The sequence below is a fragment of the Priestia sp. USM5 genome (assembly GCF_058323215.1).
Genome location: NZ_JBSGKN010000008.1, coordinates 1 through 18,881, shown reverse-complemented (window position 1 = coordinate 18,881; position 18,881 = coordinate 1). Strand labels below are relative to the sequence as shown.

Below are 18,881 nucleotides of genomic sequence, written 5' to 3'. Positions count from 1 at the left end.
TTTTATTTTTCTTGATTTTCTGTGTTAAGTTTTTCTGCTTGTTCGTAAAGCGACAAAAAATTAGTAACCATTTTGTTAAGGTCCCATTTATCTTGAGCCCACTCTTTTGTACAAGAAGCTAGCTGGTTTCGAAGTAAATCATTTGCAAGCAAATACTTTAATTGCTCATACAGTTCATAAATATTTCCTACAGAAGAGACTAGCCCGCTCCTTCCCACTTCAATCATTTCAGGTAATCCAGCTGTATTGCTAATAAGAACAGGAAGGCCTGCAAGCTGGGCTTCCATAACAGAATAAGGCTGAGTATCGTGAATACTAGGGTGAACAAAGATATCGGCTTCTCTAAGGAAATGAAGAACATTATTCGAGGCACCTAAAAATCTAACTTTATCTTTTAGATCTAAGTTTGTGCATTGTTTTTCTAATTCCCCTTTAATTTCGCCTTCCCCCAGTATCCAGCATTCCCAATCCTGTCTACCTTCTTTTAAGAGAGCAAGGGCATCTAGGAGGTGATGAATGCCTTTTAAATAGACAAGCCTTCCCATATAAAGGATAATTTTTTTACTCTGCTTGGGTCCGATAAGTGGCTTCTCCATGGCATCCCCAAGGAACTGTTGATTACTAATTCCATATGGAAAGGTAACAATTTTGTCTGAAGGAATAGAAAAATTATCTGCAATATTACGAGACATCCATTCGGTTGGACTATGAATGAAATCACTGGCTTGATATCCTAACTTCTCAATCACCTGGTGATATTGATATTCAAATGTAGCTTCTATTTGTTCGTCTGTTTTATGAGGGTGCATGGTTTTGAGTGTGAAAAAGATATCACGTGATAAATTTCCAAGAGCACTAGTAACAAGTGGAATATGAGAAGGTTTAACTCGATTTATAGCGTTTGCTGCTGTGACATCTAGCGCATGTATAAGGTCATATTGCTGAAGGTTGTAATATGCTGCGGAAAGCTCTAAGCTATAACGAAATAATTCAGTGTTGTATATCCAACTCTTCATTGGAAGTGAAGGAAGCTCAGTAAGCAATTTTTCTTCAATATAGGGAGAAAGAACAGCAATATCTATTTCTGGTTTTTGTCCAATGATTCGATATTTATTTAAATCAGGGGTCTGGCTAAGGATATGAACTGTATGACCTGACTCTTTCAGTGACTGTTGGAGTGATGATACAAATGTCCAAACGCCTCCGGTATAGGGGAGTGGGTAATAGGAAACTAATAAAATCTTCATTTTATAATCATCCTTTAATTATTTTCTCTCTATTCAATAGTAAGAGGAGAAGAATAAGAATTTTCAACGCCTAAAGCACCTCATTGAGTATGAGAAAGAATTATACTTACAACCCCAGGATCAGGTATCTTATAATTGGTAGGTAAATTAGTTTTTACTTCATTTAAAAACTCAATTAGATTTTCATCAAATAACGAATCCTTATTATTCTTCATGTATGTCCCTTCTTTTCTCAAAATTGATATATGCTTAAATTTTTATTATTTTGCAAATTCCTATCTATATAATATGTCCAAAATTTTTAATTGGCACGGACGAGTGCACGCTGATAGTAGATAAATATAATAACAATTTTTGCAAATTCTTTTTTACAAAGTTTGTTTATTAAAGTTTCCATACAGATTTGTATGTAATAAACTTTACACATTTCCATGTAAAGTTTTTAGAGTGAAAGATAAACTTGTGTCCTAATAATACGTTTCATTTATTAAATGAAAGTAACGAGTGGAAATACTTGTAATAAAGACTAAATAGGAGGGTGTAAGGGATAATCATAGAAGGATAAACTCACCTAATCTTGTGAAGGATTTGATTGTGATTTACTTATATATTTTTGCAGCAGAGGGCGGTAATGAAACTCGATAGTTTTCATTTCTTCTCTCATCTCATTTTGGTATCTACTGGTGCCTGATTTTTCATGAGAACGAAATTTTGTGAGTGCTTCATCATAATAATGGATTTCATAGCCATTGACAAGCATACGAAACCACATCTCATAATCATGAGTATAACGAAAATCCGGAGAGAAAATCCCAATTTCATCAAAGATCTTCTTTTTTATAAGAATGGTACATCCATTTATAGCATTATACGTTAAGTAGGCATTATACACTTCTTCTAAATTAGAAAAACGTTTACAGCACCAAGGTATTAAAACTTGGTTATCTTTATTAATATAGTCAAAGTTAGTGAAGCTGGCATCTATGTTCCTTTGCTTCATAAAGTTTAGTTGTTTAGAAATCTTTTCAGGAACAAAATAATCATCCGAGCTTAGCCAGGCTATATACTCTCCTGTAGCAGTGAATAAACCAGTATTTATTGCAGTAGCCGTCCCGCCATTTTCTTTTCTTATATAAACAATTTTATCTTTAAAGGACTCTATCTTCGCAGTGTGGGATGTAGAACCATCGTCTACCACAATTACTTCAACATTTTCATAAGTTTGGTTTAAGGCACTTTTGATTGCTTGATCGACAAAGGCACAGTTGTAAAAAGGAATAATTATTGATACTTTTGGACCCATTGTTTCCCCTCCGAAAAAAATTTTTATAGCATAAGTGAAACGTAGTCTAAATTATGACTTTTGTAGGTGGATAAAAGGTGGAGATGATAGTTCTAAGTTCATTAATGAAATCACACTCTTGATTAGAATATGCATAAACCTTCTTAAGTGACATGCTTTCGCAGAAACTTCATTCATATAAAAAACCTGATTTTATAAGAGAATTGCTATTTCTACGCACCTAAACTCTGATTTTCCATAAAGGTGAATAGGTAATTATAATGACAGAAAGAATCTCTAACGATAAAAGTCAATAATGTCCCGGATAGAAGATTCTAATGTCGTAGTTGGTTGCCAACCCAAGTCAGTTAGTGCTGTAGGGTTTGAAGTAACAAAATTATTTAAAGGACTTTTATCATCCACTTTCACTTGAAATTTAATAGGAGTTATCTTTTTGAAAATATTTATAATATCTTGTAAAGAATTACTTTTTCCAGAAGAGACATTGTATGAACGTCCATTTTCTCCTTTTCTGAGCAGAAAATCATAAGCTCTAACAGCATCTCGTACGTCTAAGAAGTCAAAACGATTATTTAAGTTACTCACCCTCAGATACTTTTCCCCCTCTTCTTTCTCCATAGCTATAATTTTTTTAGCGAAAATGGAACAAACTCCTTTAGAGAAGCCAGGACCTATAAGATTTGATGGTTTAGCGACAACAACATTCATATTGTATTGATTTGACCAAAATTGCGAAATGAGGGTTTGAATGGTCTTACTCAGACCATAGGGGTGATTAAACATGGCTGGAACCGTTGGATCAAACTGAAGAGCAGAACCTACAATAACAGCTTTACAAGAAGGCATCTCTTTTCTAAGAGCATCAAGTAAGTATGCTGTAGCCATTGCATTTACTTCTAGAGATTGAATGGGATTATCCCAGGATAATCCCACAGCGTTTTGACCTGCCAAATGAAGGAGGTAGTCCGGCTTGGTTATTGAAATTAACTCCTTTACCGACTCATTATTAGATAGATTGCATGTTCTGCGTTTAATTTGCTTATTAGAAAATGAATTCATGTTTGTGATAGCTATGACGTCAAACTCTAATCTTGAAAAATAATCACATGCGTGAAGTCCAGTAAATCCACTAGCACCGGTAATTAGTAACGTAGGTTTCTTATCCAATCACGACACCCCACTCTGAATAATAATCTAATAAATAAAACTTATTATAGATGTATGCTTAAAAAGCTAAATATTTCATCTAATGCTCAACAAGACACGATCCTAAAACATAGAGTGAAAATACAGGCAGAGGTCTATAGCATTAACAAATTCCATGAATACCTATATAGAGAGACTTTTAGAACGTGAATGCTACGGGAAGAGGAGAGAACATAATGAAAATACTGCTTGCTACATTCTGGGAAGTTCCCCATGTAGGTGGAGTTTGGAATTATATGCAGCAATTAAAGCAAGAGCTTGAAGGGTTGGGTCATGAAGTAGATTTACTTGGACATGGACTTGGAAATAAATCAGTTCATATTGTTAATAAAAATATAGAGGTAATTAAAGATGAACTATTATTAGTAGAAGAATTGGAACAACATGAGAAAAATACTCCTATTCTATATAAAGATCCAGTAGTGAAATTTTATGAAAAAGAACGTATTGGTTATACAAGAGGTGTTTCTCGTTTAAATATCAACCAATATGATTTAATTCACACACAAGATGTTGTAGCAACTGCGTGTATTCGTTCCTTAAAGAGTGTAAAAACGCCGGTGGTAGCAACTATACATGGTTGTGTTGCTCACGAGTTAAATCGCTACATCAAAGACATTCTGAAGGCTCCTACAGCTGATATAGCTACTAAATATTTTAATGAACTTGAACATACAGGTGCTATGGCTGCTGATTGTACTATAGTTGCAAATCATTGGTTAAAGGAAATTTTAATTCAGGAATTTAGGGTTAATGAGCATCAACTTAAAGTGTTTCATTACGGATATGATATAGATTCTTTTTTAAAGCGAATGCAAACACCATCTAATGTTCATCCACCAGTTGGTCAACAAGTAATTATTTATACAGGGAGATTAGCTGAAATTAAAGGTATTCATCATCTATTAGAGGCTCTCAGTGAACTCAAAAAAATTAAGAAAGGCTGGGTCTGCTGGATCGTTGGAGATGGAGATCAAAAAGCTGAGTTGAAGGCTCAGAGTAGAGCGCTCGGTTTAGGTAAGAGGGTTTTATTTTTAGGTAATAGAAACGATGTGCCTTCTTTACTCTCTCTTGCTAACATTTTTGTTTTGCCAAGTCTTATAGAGAATCAACCTTTATCAGTTATTGAAGCTCAGATTGCTAAAAAACCAGTAATAGTAAGTGACGCAGGGGGATTACCCGAAATGGTTCAGCATGGATCTACAGGTTTAATTTTCCCGGCAGGTGATGCCACATCGTTATGTGAAAACCTTTATAATTTGCTAATAGATCCAGCATATAGAGGCATGTTAGGAGCCAATGCACAAGAATGGGCTTTAAAACATTGGGATCAGAAAGATGCAGTTCAAAAAGTTCTAGATGTTTATAAAGAGGTGCTTTCACATAAGAGTGAAATGTAAATATATCGAAAAGGAAGCTAAATGTCTTTTTTCGGAAATGATTGGGTAGGTAGCTTATACAGGAGCCCTATAGGTGACATATACTATTAAAACTTTAAAGAGGAGAGAATAGTATATGAAGGCTGTAGTAACTGGTGGGGCGGGATTTATTGGTTCCCATCTTGTAGAAGAGCTCATTAGACAAGGCTTTAATGTCCACATAATTGATAACTTAATTTCTGGAAAGTATGATAATATACACCCTCTTGCTACTTTTCATATAGAAGATATATGTAGTGATAAAGCCAAACAAATCATTCTAGATGAAAAGCCTGACATAGTCTTTCACTTAGCTGCTCAGGCAGATGTTTCACGATCTATCCAATCGCCTCAATATGACGCAGATGTGAACATAAAAGGAACTATAAATTTGCTGGAAGCCTGTAGAGATGCTTCGGTAGGTAAGTTTATATTTGCCTCTACTTCAGCTGTATATGGAAATCTACAAAAGGAATTAATTACTGAACAAGATGCAACTGTGCCAGCTTCTTATTACGGTCTGTCGAAGCTAGCTGCTGAATCGTATATACGTCTATTTCATTATTTGTATAATTTACCATATACAATTCTTCGATACGGAAATGTATATGGGCCACGGCAAACGCCAAAAGGAGAAGGCGGAGTAGTAGCAGTGTTTTTAGAAAGGTTGAGCAAAGGGCTTTCCTTTAATATTCATGGTGATGGGGAACAGACACGTGATTTTATATATGTAAAAGATATTGTTCAAGCTAATATTGCAGCAATTAAAAAAGGGAACCAAGAGGTTGTTCACGCCAGTACTACAAAGAAAACTTCAGTGAACGATTTATTAAAAAACCTTGAGTATATTCATGGTTCTAATATTGATGTTGTTTATACGGAAGGGAGACCTGGGGATATCAAACATAGTTGTCTCGACAGTGAGAAAGCACAAAAGCTATTAGAATGGTCTTCAAGAGTATCTGTTTTAGAGGGGTTAAAGGAAACATATACTTTCTCTAGAAAAAAAGCTTAGTATTTAAGCTTTTCTACATTTCTTAACTAGTTGTCTATTTTATTAACTATATGCTCATTAGCCCTAACATTTTAGGATAGTCCTGCATTTAATATTGTATAGCCTTGTACAATAAGACCCTTTAAGGAGCAACCCATATGAAACTAGAAGATTTAAAAGGGGCATATAGCGCCATTTTTAGTTTAGGCGATTTATGTTTGACATCTCTTAAACTGAGAGACAATAACTTAAGAAACTTTGCGGGGATTTTGGATTGGGTATCCTCACCGGATCTGAAAAAGGTAAACATGCTTTTGAAAAATCAGTTTGCTGACTTTTTAAACCCGGATAATTTAAGGATAATCCAGTACGTATCTGATTGGGATTTATTAGTGTGGGATGAAATTTATAATATAGGGTTTAACCACGATTTTAAGACTGATAAAAATACACTTTCTCACTTAGGAGGATACGGGGAGGTTAAAGAGAAGTACGATAGAAGAATTCAACGGTTTTTAGAGAATTTATCTACTGGCCAGCGTATTCTGTTTATTAGAACGGAAGCTAATCGTGAAGAAGCTGCAGAGCTTGAGAGCATTTTATCTACTATGATTGAAAGTGACTTTAGCATTCTGATTATTAATCATACGGATGTGAATGATTTAGTTGAAAAAGAATGGTCGCTAAATAAAGTTTGTGCTATTGAATTACCCAATCAAGATAAATGGAACGCTAATAATCATTATTGGAAAAGGATACTTGATGGTGTTTCCCTTTTATAAGTACGTTAGCTCTCCCTTTAATGTATTTATAAAAGGTTATGTTTTTCAAATGATATCCTTAGGAGATTTGAATGGGAAGAAAATCTCCATCATACTTACTTGGTGTATGTACTCACTTGCCTCTTGAAGCTTATTTAATATTTTCTATACATATAACCTCTATACAATACTAATGGACAAGTTGTATTAATTGAAATAGATGCAGTGCAAAAAACTTTTCCTTGCTAATGTTAAGGTGCTTTTCGAGGTGCCTATATAAAAGTCAATGTTAAAAAAATTAATTTGTTAACCGGATAAGGGGGAAAGGGTATGGATCATAAGCAAATAGAGTTGCAACAAGGATACGATATAACTGGAAAGCAACGTTATCGAATTATAACAGGAGCATTTATTGATAAGATTATAGCAGAACAAGTTGCAAAGGAAATAAAAGAACGCTACGGTCTTACTGTATACGTGATACCTGAGCACGTTGAAAAAGCTGAGTCTAATCTCTAACGTAACTTTATTTTCATTTTACTATAAATTAGAATAAGAATAGACAGCTAAACTATTTTTATAAAAATAGTCTAGCTGTCTATTCTTATTCTTGTAGAAGTATACAATGAATTTTATTATCTGTTTATCATAAGCTAGTATGAGAGAAATCATTTTTAGTGTTTCCCATCTTATCATGTTTTTCTTACATATGGTGAGTACTAGTTATTTTGACATCCACTCTTTCAGCTCCATTAACATCTGCTGGTAACTAGGAGTTGGATAACAAAGATCTGTCCGAGTACTAATAATAGTACGATCTAATATTACATCCTCATTAGGAATAATTTTGACATCATCTTTTTTAAAGATATCTTTAATCAATTCTAGTAATGCAAACTTTGATATTTTCTTCGGTGAGTGCAAATGATAGAGTCCGGAAGTATTATTTTCTAAGAAGAAATTAATTGCTTTAGCTAATTCTAACGTTGTTACTCCATTCCACAGTGCCTTTTTATACCCTTTAATTGAGCCCTTTTGTGTCATAAACCATAGGAATAAACCAATGCCATCCTTCTTTAACTCGGGTCCTATTATAGAAGTGCGGATTGTTAAATGTTTTTCGTCAATAATTTCACCTAGCTGTTTAGACTGAGCATATACAGAGGTACCGTCTGGAACATCGTTTTCTGTATAATCTCCTTTTTTTCCTGAAAACACACAATCTGTACTAATATGAATTAATTTTCCTTGATGCCGTTCAACAAATTTAGCTAACTGATGTGGAAGTAGGCTATTTACTTGAAAAGCATGCATTGGATTATGGCTAGCGTGTTCATTTAAAATTCCAATACAGTTAATAAGGACGTCTGGCTTAATAGATTCTATGGTCTCCTCAACATGTTTAAAGTTAGTTACGTCCAAGTAAATAGCCTTTTTATCCTTAGGGTCTCTTGATGTACAGAAAACATCATGGTTTGTATGCTGTATGAAATATCTAGTGATTACATGACCTGCCATTCCTTTTCCACCAAGAATTAGTACTTTCATTTAAATAAACCCGCCTTTCAGCAACATCTCTCTAATTTCTTCTTTACTAATTACTTGTTTACTTGAATCATATTTTTCTAGATTTACTTGAGCATAATTTAAATAATGTTCTTTTAAACCTTCAATATGAATTGGAGGTAGGATAACATAATACTCGTCGTCGTAAGTAACAGTTGTTGCACTTTCGTATTCAGATAACAGAAGCTCGTGAATTTTCTCTCCAGGTCTTACACCTAATATCTCAACTTCAACCTTTTCTTTTCCAGAAGCTTCTATTAACACATTGGCTAAGTCAATAATCCGACAAGTGGGCATTTTCATGACAAAAATTTCTCCACCTAGACTTTCAAATGTGGCTTTGAAAACTAGCTTTATTGCATCCTCTAATGTCAAGAAGAAACGAGTCATCCCAGGATCAGTAATACCGATTTTTCCTTTTTCTTGAATCTGTTTCTTGAATACATGAATAACGCTTCCGTTAGTTCCTAACACATTTCCGCCACGTATACAAACAAATTTAGTTTTAGTATTTAATGTGTTAGCGTGAATGATTAATCTTTCTCCCATTGCTTTAGATAAACCATAAAAATTAGCTGGATTTGACGCTTTATCAGTGGAGATATAAACGACTCTATCTACATCACAGCTTATTGCAGCGTCTATTACATTTTGAGTACCATGTACGTTGGTTTTTAAGGCTTCAATTGGTTGATCTTCACATACCGGAACATGTTTTAAAGCAGCTAAGTGAAAAATATAATTGACGCCTTGGCATGCTTCAATTAGCGCTTCTCTTTCTTTAATGTCTCCAATAATAAAATTCAATTTAGGATGGTTATCAAATTCTTGTTTCATGGTAAATTGATTTGATTCATTCCTCGAAAAAATACGTATTTCTTTAGGGTTATGTGTTAGTAGTTGCTTAACAAGTTCATATCCCCAAGAACCTGTGCCACCTGTTACTAAAATTGTCTTATTATTAAACACCTTTCATTCCTCCTAGTACAACTTTAATTACCTTGTCTGAAACATTTACATGACCATATCCTTCAGGGTAAGACCAATTTTTTAATTGGTTCACCATTACATGAACACAAGTCAAGATTTGGTCAGCATCTATTCCTGACAGCATGTTACTTCCACATTGAATGGTTTCTGGTCTTTCAGTTGTTTTACGAATAGTTACCGTAGGAACATAAAACAAACAGCATTCTTCTTGAACTGTTCCGCTGTCTGTTAAGACACAAAAAGCATTTTTTTCTAAATTTACGAAATCGAAAAAACCAAAAGGCTCATGAAATTCTACTAACGGATGAACTTCTAGCAGTGAAATATTTTCTATTCGAGATTTAGTACGAGGATGAATACTACATATTATTCTCTTTTGGTAAAACTCAGCTACCATATTGATGCCTTTCATGATTTCCAACAATCGATCTTCATGATCTACATTTTCCGCACGATGGGCTGTAACCAGAAAGTAGTCATTTTCTTTTAAGGACAGTTTCTCAAGAATGCTGCTTTTTTTTATAGCAGGTTCATAATGTTTTAAAACTTCGTTAATTGGATTTCCAGAAATAATAATACGATTTGAGGGGATACCTTCTTTAATTAAATTTTCTTTACTTTGAGGAGTATAGGGTAGATTGAAGCTTGAGATTGCATCGATAATCCGGCGGTTTTTTTCTTCTGGCACTTCTAAATCAAAACAACGGTTTCCAGCCTCCATATGAATGACTGATATACCCATTCTTTCTGCTAGAATTGCGCTTAAACCACTATTAGTATCGCCTAATATTAAAACTTTGTCCGGCTTTTCTTTTAAAAATAGCTGTTCGAGCTCTTTATACATCTTCGATAACTGTTCACCTAATGAGAGCTGCTGATTAGCCAATATATAGTCTGGTTTGCGTATGTTTAACTCTTGAAAAAATACCTCACTTAATGAAGGAGTGAAATTTTGTCCTGTATGCACTAAAACGTGCTGTGAAGCATATTCATCTAACTTTTTAATAATGAGGCTTAAACGTATAATTTCGGGCCTTGTACCCAAAATAGTCATAACTTTCATTCTTTACACACCCTATTCACCTTATTTATAAGCATAATTACCCTCTCCTAATTCGCATTCGGCCCCTTATTTATTAAAATATGCTTTTCCTTTTTTCTTGCTATAGGCTAATCTATTAATCTTCCCAATAAAAAGTGATAAGTCTAAAATAATAAGCCCTCCTCTTTAAATTAATAAGAATGATGGCTGCTTTTTTGTGGTTCAATGTTTAAATCTTTCTCTGTAAGTTCTCTTCTAGTGGCTAAAATCTTATATTTTAGGCCGTCAAGTACGAATATTTAAAGAGTAAATACAGGGGGGTGAAAATCAGAAAAGACCTTGCTTCCTTTTTGAAAAGAAACAAGGTCTTTGGTGCTTAATTTTATTCTTATTACATAAAATTGTATGAAAATAGTTGTGGGAATTACGCCCAAAAATTAGTTATACTTAATCCACTCAGTACATAGTCCCAAACAGCTTCATTATTTGGGTTGTCTAGAGGTACTTGAACTGAACAAATTCCATCAATTGTCCAGTTCATATCTATTACGCCTTTTAATCCATCTAGAGGTTGAAGTAGTAGTATATTAAATGAACCGTTTACTAATTCTGATAATGTGGTCTTTAATTCTATCGCTTCTTCTGGAGTAGCTGCTCCCCATCTAATAAATAAAACAGAGGGGCTATTCTCAATTTTTTCAAAAAATCTCGTGATACGTTGATTAAGCTTTTCTTTATAAGAAGGATACATTACAGTCCAGTCTACATTTGGAATGATAGGGAAATCATGAACAGAAATAATGTTATAATGCATGTCGTGAATAAAATGAGCATTAACTGGTTCTGTTCCACCTTCTTCAGGGAAAATTGCGACTCCGTCATCAAGAAAATGAGCATACCCATCAGTTCGCTGCAGATTTTGGAGGTCCATAAATCCACTAAATCTATTTCTTAACAACCTAGTGACATCAGCAATTGAATTAGATATCATCCAGTCTAAAGGGAATGAAAACCTTCTCCAATTATGCCTTCTTAAATTAAGGGAGGGACCACACCAACTACCTAGCCCTAGCATTAAGTCATAAGATCCTTTAATATCCTGTAAATTCAATATAATCATCCCTTTGTATTTAGCAATTCTATTATAGTAAATGCTAAACCTTGTACATTTGATTGGACAAAGTGACTATATCTTTATAAGAAAGTGTTAGTTAAAAAGACACTGAGGCTAAACGGGAGAGATTTTTACATAACGTCCATTTAGTGACGTAGTAATATTCCATCTAGAACATAGTCCCAAGTCGAAACATTATTTGGATCGAGTGGTACATTGACCATACATACATTATTGATTTCCCAGTCAACTTCGGTAGGAGTCTGTATACCGTCTACGGGATTAAGGATAAGTATTCTAATCTGCGCTTTTGTAAGAGAGGATAAGATTTTTTGTAATTCAGTTGCTTCCTCATATTTAGCTCCCCACCTTATAAACAAAATTGATTTACTGCTCATCATCTTTTTCATAAACCTGTTAACTCTGTAATCAAGGTTTTTTTTGAATTTTGGATACATATCGGTCCAATCTTTATTAGGCACTATAGCAAAATCATGAGCTGAGAAGATATTGTAATAAGTGTCCTGTATAATATAAGATTTAGTTGATTTATATAGATTTTGATGAGGGAATCTAAGCATTTTATCATTAAAATATACATAATCTCCGCTGTCATCTACTAAACTCATATTCTCAATCTGCATAAATCCATTAAACTTATTCTGAAGTAGTCTATTTACATCTGAAAGATACGGAGAATAGCTCCAGTCAAGTGGACTTGAGGTAAAACTTCTCAAATTTAATCGATTCAGTTGTAGTGCAGGATTACAAGCACTACCTAAGCTAATGATTAAATCATATTGCCCTTTAACATCCTGTAAATTCACATTAATTCTCCTATTATTTAAATTTTTATATACACATATTTGATTGGTAGATTTACTTAGAAGACATACATGTACATGGTTATTCAGTAAGTTGCTCTTATAATATAAAAAGCACTGATAATCGGGGTTTCAGCGCTTTTTATACCCTTTATAGACCTGTGTTAAATAAAATTGTTAACACCCGCAATAGATGAATTCTTTAAAGTTTAATGCTAGCGAACTGCTCGATTTGCATTAATTCTTCCATAAGTCCAGTATAATCCTGTACCTGGTACTACATCGCACGTGGATTGAATAGTATTTCTAATTTGGAGATTGGTTTTTCCCTGAGCTGCTAGCAAGGCTGCAAGTCCTGAAACATGAGGGGCAGCCATAGAAGTACCGCTTAGATATGCGTAATAGCTGCCTATATAAGTAGACAAAATTGTTGAACCTGGAGCAGCAACATCTACCCAAGTGCCAAAATTGGAAAAATCAGATTTTTGATCATTGCTATCTGTAGAGGCCACAGCGATTACATTTTGATAAGCAGCTGGGTATGTTGGGGTACTAGAAGCTTCGTTTCCGGCTGCAGCTATAACTACTACTCCTTGGCTCCAAGCGTAATTCACGGCATTCTCTAAAGTGATTGAACTTTGAGTTGAACCTAGGCTCAAATTAATAACTTTTGCTCCTGCATTTGTTGAATAGGTAATTGCATTTGCAATGTTACTCAATAGACCATTTCCACTGTTGTCAAGAGCACGAACGGGTATTATTGATGCTGACGGAGCCATTCCTGCAATGCCTAAACCATTCTCTGTAAGGGCTGCAGCTATGCCTGCTACGTGAGTTCCGTGTCCATTACCGTCGTTAGGAACTAGATTTCCATCTACAAAATTATAGCCAGGCCAAAGCTTAATAGATAGTTCAGGGTGATTTAACTGAATTCCCGTGTCTACAATAGCAATTTTTATATTTCCATTACTAGTAGTAACATCCCAAGCATCTGGGGCTTGTACCTTCTGAGGACCATATTGATAAGGAAAAAAGGGGTCATTCGGGGTATATGAAGCTTTAAATGTATAATCTGGTTCTGCGTATTCTACTTCAGTTAATTCACTATAGCGTTTAATTAAGTCATTAATCTTTTTTCTAGAATGTAAGACCTGAAAATCAAGATCTTTGTTGTGATATATCAGTGTACATTTATTCTTACGATGAATATTTACTTGTTTTTCAAAGCACACATTCTTTTTGAACTTTACAATGATTTGGCTTGAGTTCTGAAAATCATCAGCTGTAAATTCCTTAGTACTAGCGTTGATACGGCGCTTAAATAGTGGTGATGCCTTTTTTATTGGAATGGTTTTTAGGTTTTTGACTGATTGTTGTTTTAAAATCTTAATAATATATTTCACTGCATAAAACAACAGGATAACAACAGAAACTGATAAAGTAGTAGTTAATAAATGAAGCATTTGTTCCCTCCTAGAAATCGCACTCTTTATAGAGTATTCACGATGCATTAAAAGGGCTTGGACAGAGTCTTTATTTAAACAAATAATTGTGTATTTTAAGAGAGTTATTAAAAGTGAAAAGTTATCCTATCTGTCATATTACTAATTTATCTTTAGATAATGAGTGTTATGTCTCGCTTTAAAGCACCAAATTTGTAATTAGAAAGAAAGCCACTAGTATATCTAGTGGCTTAGTCTTTAAAAATCGCTAAATTCTTCGAGATCATCGTCATCTAAAGGTCCAGAAACGTGTTCTAAATCTGCAATTTTGCCTTCTTTAATGCCCTGATTTCCTACAGGTTGTTCTACGTCATTTTGTGTATGAGAAAAGCCATTAGCCAAAATTATACGACAGGCATTGTTATTTATTCAGATGATGACACGCTGCGTATGAATGAGCAAATGAAGGCTTTAAAGGTGTGTGCAAAGGTGTACTGCAGAAAGTAGATGAGACTGGGAGTATTTATTTAAAATGATATCATTTTAAATAAAATAAATGTGATTGAAACATGCAATATGTCCTACACGTATACCAGCAAAATTTCCAAAACTTACTGGATTATACGAAACAGGACTCTATTATTTTAAATATACAACGCGCTTGCCAAGCTTTTATTGATTTAGCGATGCACATTGTAGCTGAAGAACGTTTGGGTTTTCCCAAAACGAGCAGAGAAGCTTTTGACATGTAGGAGTCTCAATCTATTATTACAAGCGAGATTGTTTATAGAATGAAAGCTATGGTAGGTTTCAAAAATATTGCTGTTCACGATTATCAAGCCATTAATCAAGATATTCTTCAGCAAATTTTGGACAAACATTTAAGTGATTTTACTACCTATACAAAGCAAATTCTTTATTATGGGCTTTGGAAAGGCATTGGTAAATATAAGATGTATAGAAACTTACATATTATGTAATTAAGTTTGTGTTAGAACCTTTAGGCCTACAATCTTTGTTTTTGTTCTAAATGAATAGTTATATCTCTTAAAGTTGTATCTAATATATATTTAGACAGTAGGGAAGCATACTTTCAAGCTTCCCTACTAAATGCTTGTCCTAATTTAAATAATTAAGCTGTTTGCAGACCTTGGATTTCTTCAGCGTCTAAAACAATCACTCCTGCTGAAGTAGCGAAATAAGCTAAAGATCTTGCCTCATCGAAGCTTGAAAAAATAACGTTATTAATTTGAGTACCGCTTAAAAGTACACTTGCAATCGGTGTGCCAGGATCAAGAATTCTCAAAACCTCTGGAATCATACGCGGTGTCCCCCTTGCTATACCAAATTAAATACAGATCATATGAATCTATATTTAATTTATTATATGTAAGTTTTAAGCAAAGGCTTGTACTATTTAATCATTTTCATTTAATCTTTTTTTGTGATTGAAAATAAGGACTTTAAGAGGGAATTGTTATATGAAATCTCTTTTAAGCCCTTACATATAATGGAGTTTTCATACTAGCTAAAACTTCATACCGCCATCTATTACAATTATCCTTGAAGAAATTATCTCAGTGTTTGTAAATCCCATTCCTACGTTATAAGCATGAGTAGCTATTTTAGAATTAGGGTTCTTACTGGCTGTTTCTGCTGGGGGATTAATACTTACACTTCTTTTCTTCTTTTTTTGTGGGAAGGACTTGTCTACATAATACATACCATTTTTAAAATTATACTTCATATAATATGTTTGTATTTTAATCACCTTTTCTATACCTCTTATATTTTAGAGGGATCTTGCGAGATATTATTAGAATGGTTTTTTCTTCACTTCTCTTCAAAACTGAACTTTTTTTACTTTAGCATTTTTATTTCTTCTTCCACATTCTTTAACAATTACACCGTCTTGGTTCGCATTTTGTCCCCCATGTTTAGCAACCTGACCGCCCTGATTAGCATTTTGACTGTGGTTACCACTAATCTGTCCTCCAGTTTCTGCATGGTTATAAATATAAATGCTAATATAGGTGCAGTTTTTTTCTCTTTTTTTCTTTTTGTTTTTTGAGCTGCAATTAGATTTTTTATTATGATGAGAATTATTCCTTTCTATTTCGATCACCTCTTTTCTGATAAGTTAGGGAGAAGACGTGAGTAAATTCACTTTTACTCATTAATAGTGTATTCATAGGTAGACAAGCTGCAATATGAAAAAGCCTATATTTGGTAAAAAGAGCCTTTCATATTAGGTCTAGTGGCTGTTGTGATACGAGAGTAAGTACATTTAAATGTACAAGGGGTGTTTTTATTGTTAAAAGATCTAATTGGATGAACATTTCCTTCCTAAGGAAACTACGACTTCTAAAACAGCCTGTTATAAAAGCCAAGGGGGTTTAGGGGTTATATGTAATAGTAAAGCTCTTTTTCATATATTTGGATAAATTTTTTAAGGTGAAAGATTTTTATGTGTGATATACAGGCCATTGTATTGAAGAGATTTCTATACTATATAGGGTTTAAATATAGAAAGAACTATTGCTGCTTTTTTCCGTCAATAGTTCTTTCTATATTAAATATTCAGTTGTATAGGTTGAGGCTTGATTGAATTTTGAGTAATTAACAAGATGGTGGGATGCTTTGAGGGAAATGAAATAAATTTTCAGGATCATATTTAGCCTTTATTTCTCGAAGTCTTGCGAAGTTTGACCCATAATATGCTTTTCCGAACTTTTCAATATTTTGGTCTGGAACATTAACATAGGACCCTTTTACATATGGTTTCATTAGCTGACGTACTTTTTCAACTGATGCAAGATTGGAAGCTTCTTGGGATTTATTTTCCCAACTAGATGTCCATTCTGTATAAAACAATGGACGGCGCCAAAAGAAGGCTGTTTCATTACTTGGTACTCTGCTTAGAGCACCACCCCAATTTATAAAAAAGAAATTGGCTTCTGTACCAGTAGCTTCTTCTAAAAACTTTTTCATAGATGAAATAGGCTCTTCGGACCACAGATCAAGTCCCCAAGCCGATGAAAATTTAACACTCTGATCGGATCTGCCAGGGATTGGTTCGTCAGGGTCTAAGAAATCTATAGCATCTGGATAGGACAATGTTTCTATAACTGTTTGTGTTGGGGTTCCAGCATTTAGTAAAGGCTTTAACAATTTAGTCAGTTCTTTTTTTGAACCTAAGAAAATCCCTTCTGCATGACACAAACCATTTACTTTGCTGTAAATCTCAAGTATGCACCCTAATCGTTCGTCTACAAATGGTGCCCATTCTTGCCAAGTTTTAAATACTGTTTCTAATTGATCCCATGGCCAAATAATATTGAAGACGGTTGCAGTTTTAGGGGCACGGTGAACTTTAAACGTGTATTCGGTATTATATCCAAAGTTCCCACCGCCACCACCTCTAGAAGCCCAAAATAAGTCCTTATTGCAAGATTGGTCTGCTTGAAGAATATGGCCTTTGGCATCTACTGTTTCCAGGGCAAGAAGGTTATCGCTTATAAGGCCAATTGATCGTGAGACTACTCCAAATCCTCCTCCCATCGTAATTCCTCCAATTCCAACAGTGGGGCTATCTCCAAACGGAGCCATAAAGCCTTCTCGAGCTAGCATCTTTACAAGTGGACCCACGTGAATTCCTGTTTGAACCGTTGCAATCTCACTTTTTTTATCAAGGCAAACTCTATTCATGTCACTTACATCAATAACAATTCCGCCATTTACTACTGAAAGGTTCTTATCTAAAGCATGGCGTCCGCTTCTGACACGTAAAGGTACTTTATTTTCCTGAGCCCATTTAATAGCATTACTGACATCGTAAGAATTTTGTGCAAAAACAAAGACAAGAGGATAGACATCAACATAAGGGTTCCAGTTCTTAATCGCTTGTTGATAGCCAGGATCTCCCTTAAAGATGACTCGTCCTGTTAACGGTGTTGACATGTATTTCACTCCCAATAAAGGTTAGATTTCTAATATTAGTATATGTGAAAATAGGACAAACTCTTGGGTGAGTTATCTAGTAACTAAAAAATATATGCCAAGGTTGTTAAAGGTATTGTTTGTAATAAATATGTTTTAGAAAAGAAATTTTTATTATTAGAAAGGTTATGGATTAAGAAAAAAAAGAGGTTGCACCTATTTAGACATGATAAAAATTATTGAACTGAATGATTCTAATTTCTTTGAATGAATTACGTTAATTGAAGATTATGCGATTTAAGGAATTATACTAAGTTTATTTCTATCTGCGTCAATATATTAAGTTAGAAAAATTTCTATGATATTGGACGAGCGTACAAGCTTGTCCTTAGGTTTATACATATAATAAGTAAATGAATATTGAAAAGAGGGACAAAAATGATGCCAAGATGTATACCTGATGTTCCACGTTGTATGCCTAAGATACCGCATTGTCTACCTAAAGTGCCAAACTGTATGCCTAAGATACCAAACTGTGTACCTGACGTTCCAAATTGTGTACCTAATATACCTTGTACTTCTAAAGACTAATCGTTTTTATTTTTTATAGAATAGAGCAATAGTTAATTTAAAGCAAAAAGATTAATCTTTTTGCTTTTTTCTTGTTTCAACATATATTCTGAAGGGTATGGTACTTTAATTAAGTCTCGTTTAAGCTATGGAACACTATTTCATCAAATCTCTTATTTTGGGTTGAGTTATAAATTTTACAACTGAAATATAATCGTTACCAATTCAGGTAGGAGATCAAAATACAACTAAAATAAAAAATAAAAAACTATTGATTTTTAAAAATAAGTGAATTATAATGGTAAAGCGTCGTTAAGAGAGAAAGCGTTGATAACGATTTTTAAAAAAGTTATTGACATTTGTTTAATGGATTGTTATGATATTAAAGTCGCTTAAGGGCGGCGCTTGAACTTTGAAAACTGAACAAAGCGACAAACGTCAACGTTAATTTTTATTTTTTAAATG

General features: G+C 34.0%; 18 protein-coding genes and 1 pseudogene. 5 read left to right on the top strand and 14 right to left on the bottom strand.

The genetic code is table 11. The annotated features are described in order from the left end of the window. Positions 1-2 precede the first annotated feature (2 nt). From ACWATA_RS28395 to ACWATA_RS28380, 4 genes are all read right to left on the bottom strand, one after another. A complete protein-coding gene (locus tag ACWATA_RS28395) occupies positions 3-1,247 on the bottom strand; it encodes a glycosyltransferase family 4 protein (protein ID WP_115652735.1) in 1,245 nt (414 codons plus the stop codon). An 80-nt stretch (positions 1,248-1,327) separates the two neighbouring features. Then, entirely contained in the window at positions 1,328-1,462 is a 135-nt protein-coding gene (locus ACWATA_RS28390) for a hypothetical protein (protein WP_014462125.1), read from the bottom strand. Between the two features lie 356 nt (positions 1,463-1,818). Further along, positions 1,819-2,550 (bottom strand): glycosyltransferase, encoded by a 732-nt coding sequence (locus ACWATA_RS28385; protein WP_014462126.1) that lies wholly within the window; start codon positions 2,548-2,550, stop codon positions 1,819-1,821. 276 nt (positions 2,551-2,826) lie between these two features. Beyond that, positions 2,827-3,717, bottom strand: coding sequence for an NAD-dependent epimerase/dehydratase family protein (locus ACWATA_RS28380; RefSeq protein ID WP_228307896.1), 891 nt, complete (start codon positions 3,715-3,717; stop codon positions 2,827-2,829). A 215-nt stretch (positions 3,718-3,932) separates the two neighbouring features. Between ACWATA_RS28380 and ACWATA_RS28375 the strand changes: the two genes are divergently transcribed. The 4 genes from ACWATA_RS28375 to ACWATA_RS28360 all read left to right on the top strand — a co-directional run bounded on the left by ACWATA_RS28375 (position 3,933) and on the right by ACWATA_RS28360 (position 7,448). Beyond that, entirely contained in the window at positions 3,933-5,156 is a 1,224-nt protein-coding gene (locus ACWATA_RS28375) for a glycosyltransferase family 4 protein (RefSeq protein ID WP_115652734.1), read from the top strand. A gap of 115 nt (positions 5,157-5,271) precedes the next feature. Further along, positions 5,272-6,189: an NAD-dependent epimerase/dehydratase family protein gene (locus tag ACWATA_RS28370; RefSeq protein WP_014462129.1), complete on the top strand. Its 918-nt coding sequence runs from the start codon at positions 5,272-5,274 to the stop codon at positions 6,187-6,189. A 137-nt stretch (positions 6,190-6,326) separates the two neighbouring features. Beyond that, positions 6,327-6,950: a DUF1796 family putative cysteine peptidase gene (locus tag ACWATA_RS28365; protein WP_228307895.1), complete on the top strand. Its 624-nt coding sequence runs from the start codon at positions 6,327-6,329 to the stop codon at positions 6,948-6,950. A 309-nt stretch (positions 6,951-7,259) separates the two neighbouring features. Continuing rightward, a complete protein-coding gene (locus ACWATA_RS28360) occupies positions 7,260-7,448 on the top strand; it encodes an SPOR domain-containing protein (RefSeq protein ID WP_014462131.1) in 189 nt (62 codons plus the stop codon). Positions 7,449-7,652: 204 nt separating this feature from the next. Here the strand turns inward: ACWATA_RS28360 and ACWATA_RS28355 are convergent, their stop codons facing one another. The 6 genes from ACWATA_RS28355 to ACWATA_RS28330 form a co-directional block, all read right to left on the bottom strand. After that, entirely contained in the window at positions 7,653-8,477 is an 825-nt protein-coding gene (locus tag ACWATA_RS28355) for a dTDP-4-dehydrorhamnose reductase family protein (protein ID WP_228307894.1), read from the bottom strand. Beyond that, the gene (locus tag ACWATA_RS28350) at positions 8,478-9,464 is read right to left on the bottom strand and encodes a polysaccharide biosynthesis protein (protein ID WP_014462133.1); all 987 of its coding nucleotides are present in this window, start codon (positions 9,462-9,464) and stop codon (positions 8,478-8,480) included. Beyond that, positions 9,457-10,548, bottom strand: a complete 1,092-nt coding sequence (gene wecB, locus ACWATA_RS28345; RefSeq protein ID WP_286128571.1) for a non-hydrolyzing UDP-N-acetylglucosamine 2-epimerase — start codon at positions 10,546-10,548, stop codon at positions 9,457-9,459. Before wecB ends, ACWATA_RS28350 begins: the two co-directional genes overlap by 8 nt. Before the next feature lie 403 nt (positions 10,549-10,951). Next, entirely contained in the window at positions 10,952-11,647 is a 696-nt protein-coding gene (locus tag ACWATA_RS28340; protein ID WP_224980808.1) for a DUF1796 family putative cysteine peptidase, read from the bottom strand. A gap of 140 nt (positions 11,648-11,787) precedes the next feature. Next, on the bottom strand, positions 11,788-12,468 hold the full coding sequence (locus ACWATA_RS28335) for a DUF1796 family putative cysteine peptidase (protein ID WP_033580836.1): 681 nt from the start codon (positions 12,466-12,468) through the stop codon (positions 11,788-11,790). 212 nt (positions 12,469-12,680) lie between these two features. Beyond that, positions 12,681-13,928: a S8 family peptidase gene (locus ACWATA_RS28330; RefSeq protein ID WP_099000270.1), complete on the bottom strand. Its 1,248-nt coding sequence runs from the start codon at positions 13,926-13,928 to the stop codon at positions 12,681-12,683. Positions 13,929-14,483: 555 nt separating this feature from the next. On the opposite strand from ACWATA_RS28330, the pseudogene hepT reads away from it, so the two are divergent. Then, positions 14,484-14,887: pseudogene (gene hepT, locus ACWATA_RS28325) on the top strand (type VII toxin-antitoxin system HepT family RNase toxin). A 152-nt stretch (positions 14,888-15,039) separates the two neighbouring features. On the opposite strand, the gene ACWATA_RS28320 reads toward hepT, so the two are convergent. The 4 genes from ACWATA_RS28320 to ACWATA_RS28305 all read right to left on the bottom strand — a co-directional run bounded on the left by ACWATA_RS28320 (position 15,040) and on the right by ACWATA_RS28305 (position 17,867). Then, the gene (locus ACWATA_RS28320; RefSeq protein ID WP_014462141.1) at positions 15,040-15,228 is read right to left on the bottom strand and encodes a hypothetical protein; all 189 of its coding nucleotides are present in this window, start codon (positions 15,226-15,228) and stop codon (positions 15,040-15,042) included. Positions 15,229-15,435: 207 nt separating this feature from the next. Continuing rightward, positions 15,436-15,678, bottom strand: a complete 243-nt coding sequence (locus ACWATA_RS28315; protein WP_014462142.1) for a hypothetical protein — start codon at positions 15,676-15,678, stop codon at positions 15,436-15,438. A 72-nt stretch (positions 15,679-15,750) separates the two neighbouring features. Further along, positions 15,751-16,032: a hypothetical protein gene (locus ACWATA_RS28310; RefSeq protein WP_014462143.1), complete on the bottom strand. Its 282-nt coding sequence runs from the start codon at positions 16,030-16,032 to the stop codon at positions 15,751-15,753. Between the two features lie 494 nt (positions 16,033-16,526). After that, complete coding sequence (locus ACWATA_RS28305) at positions 16,527-17,867, bottom strand: FAD-binding oxidoreductase (protein ID WP_228307892.1); 1,341 nt, start codon at positions 17,865-17,867, stop codon at positions 16,527-16,529. Positions 17,868-18,881 lie beyond the last annotated feature (1,014 nt).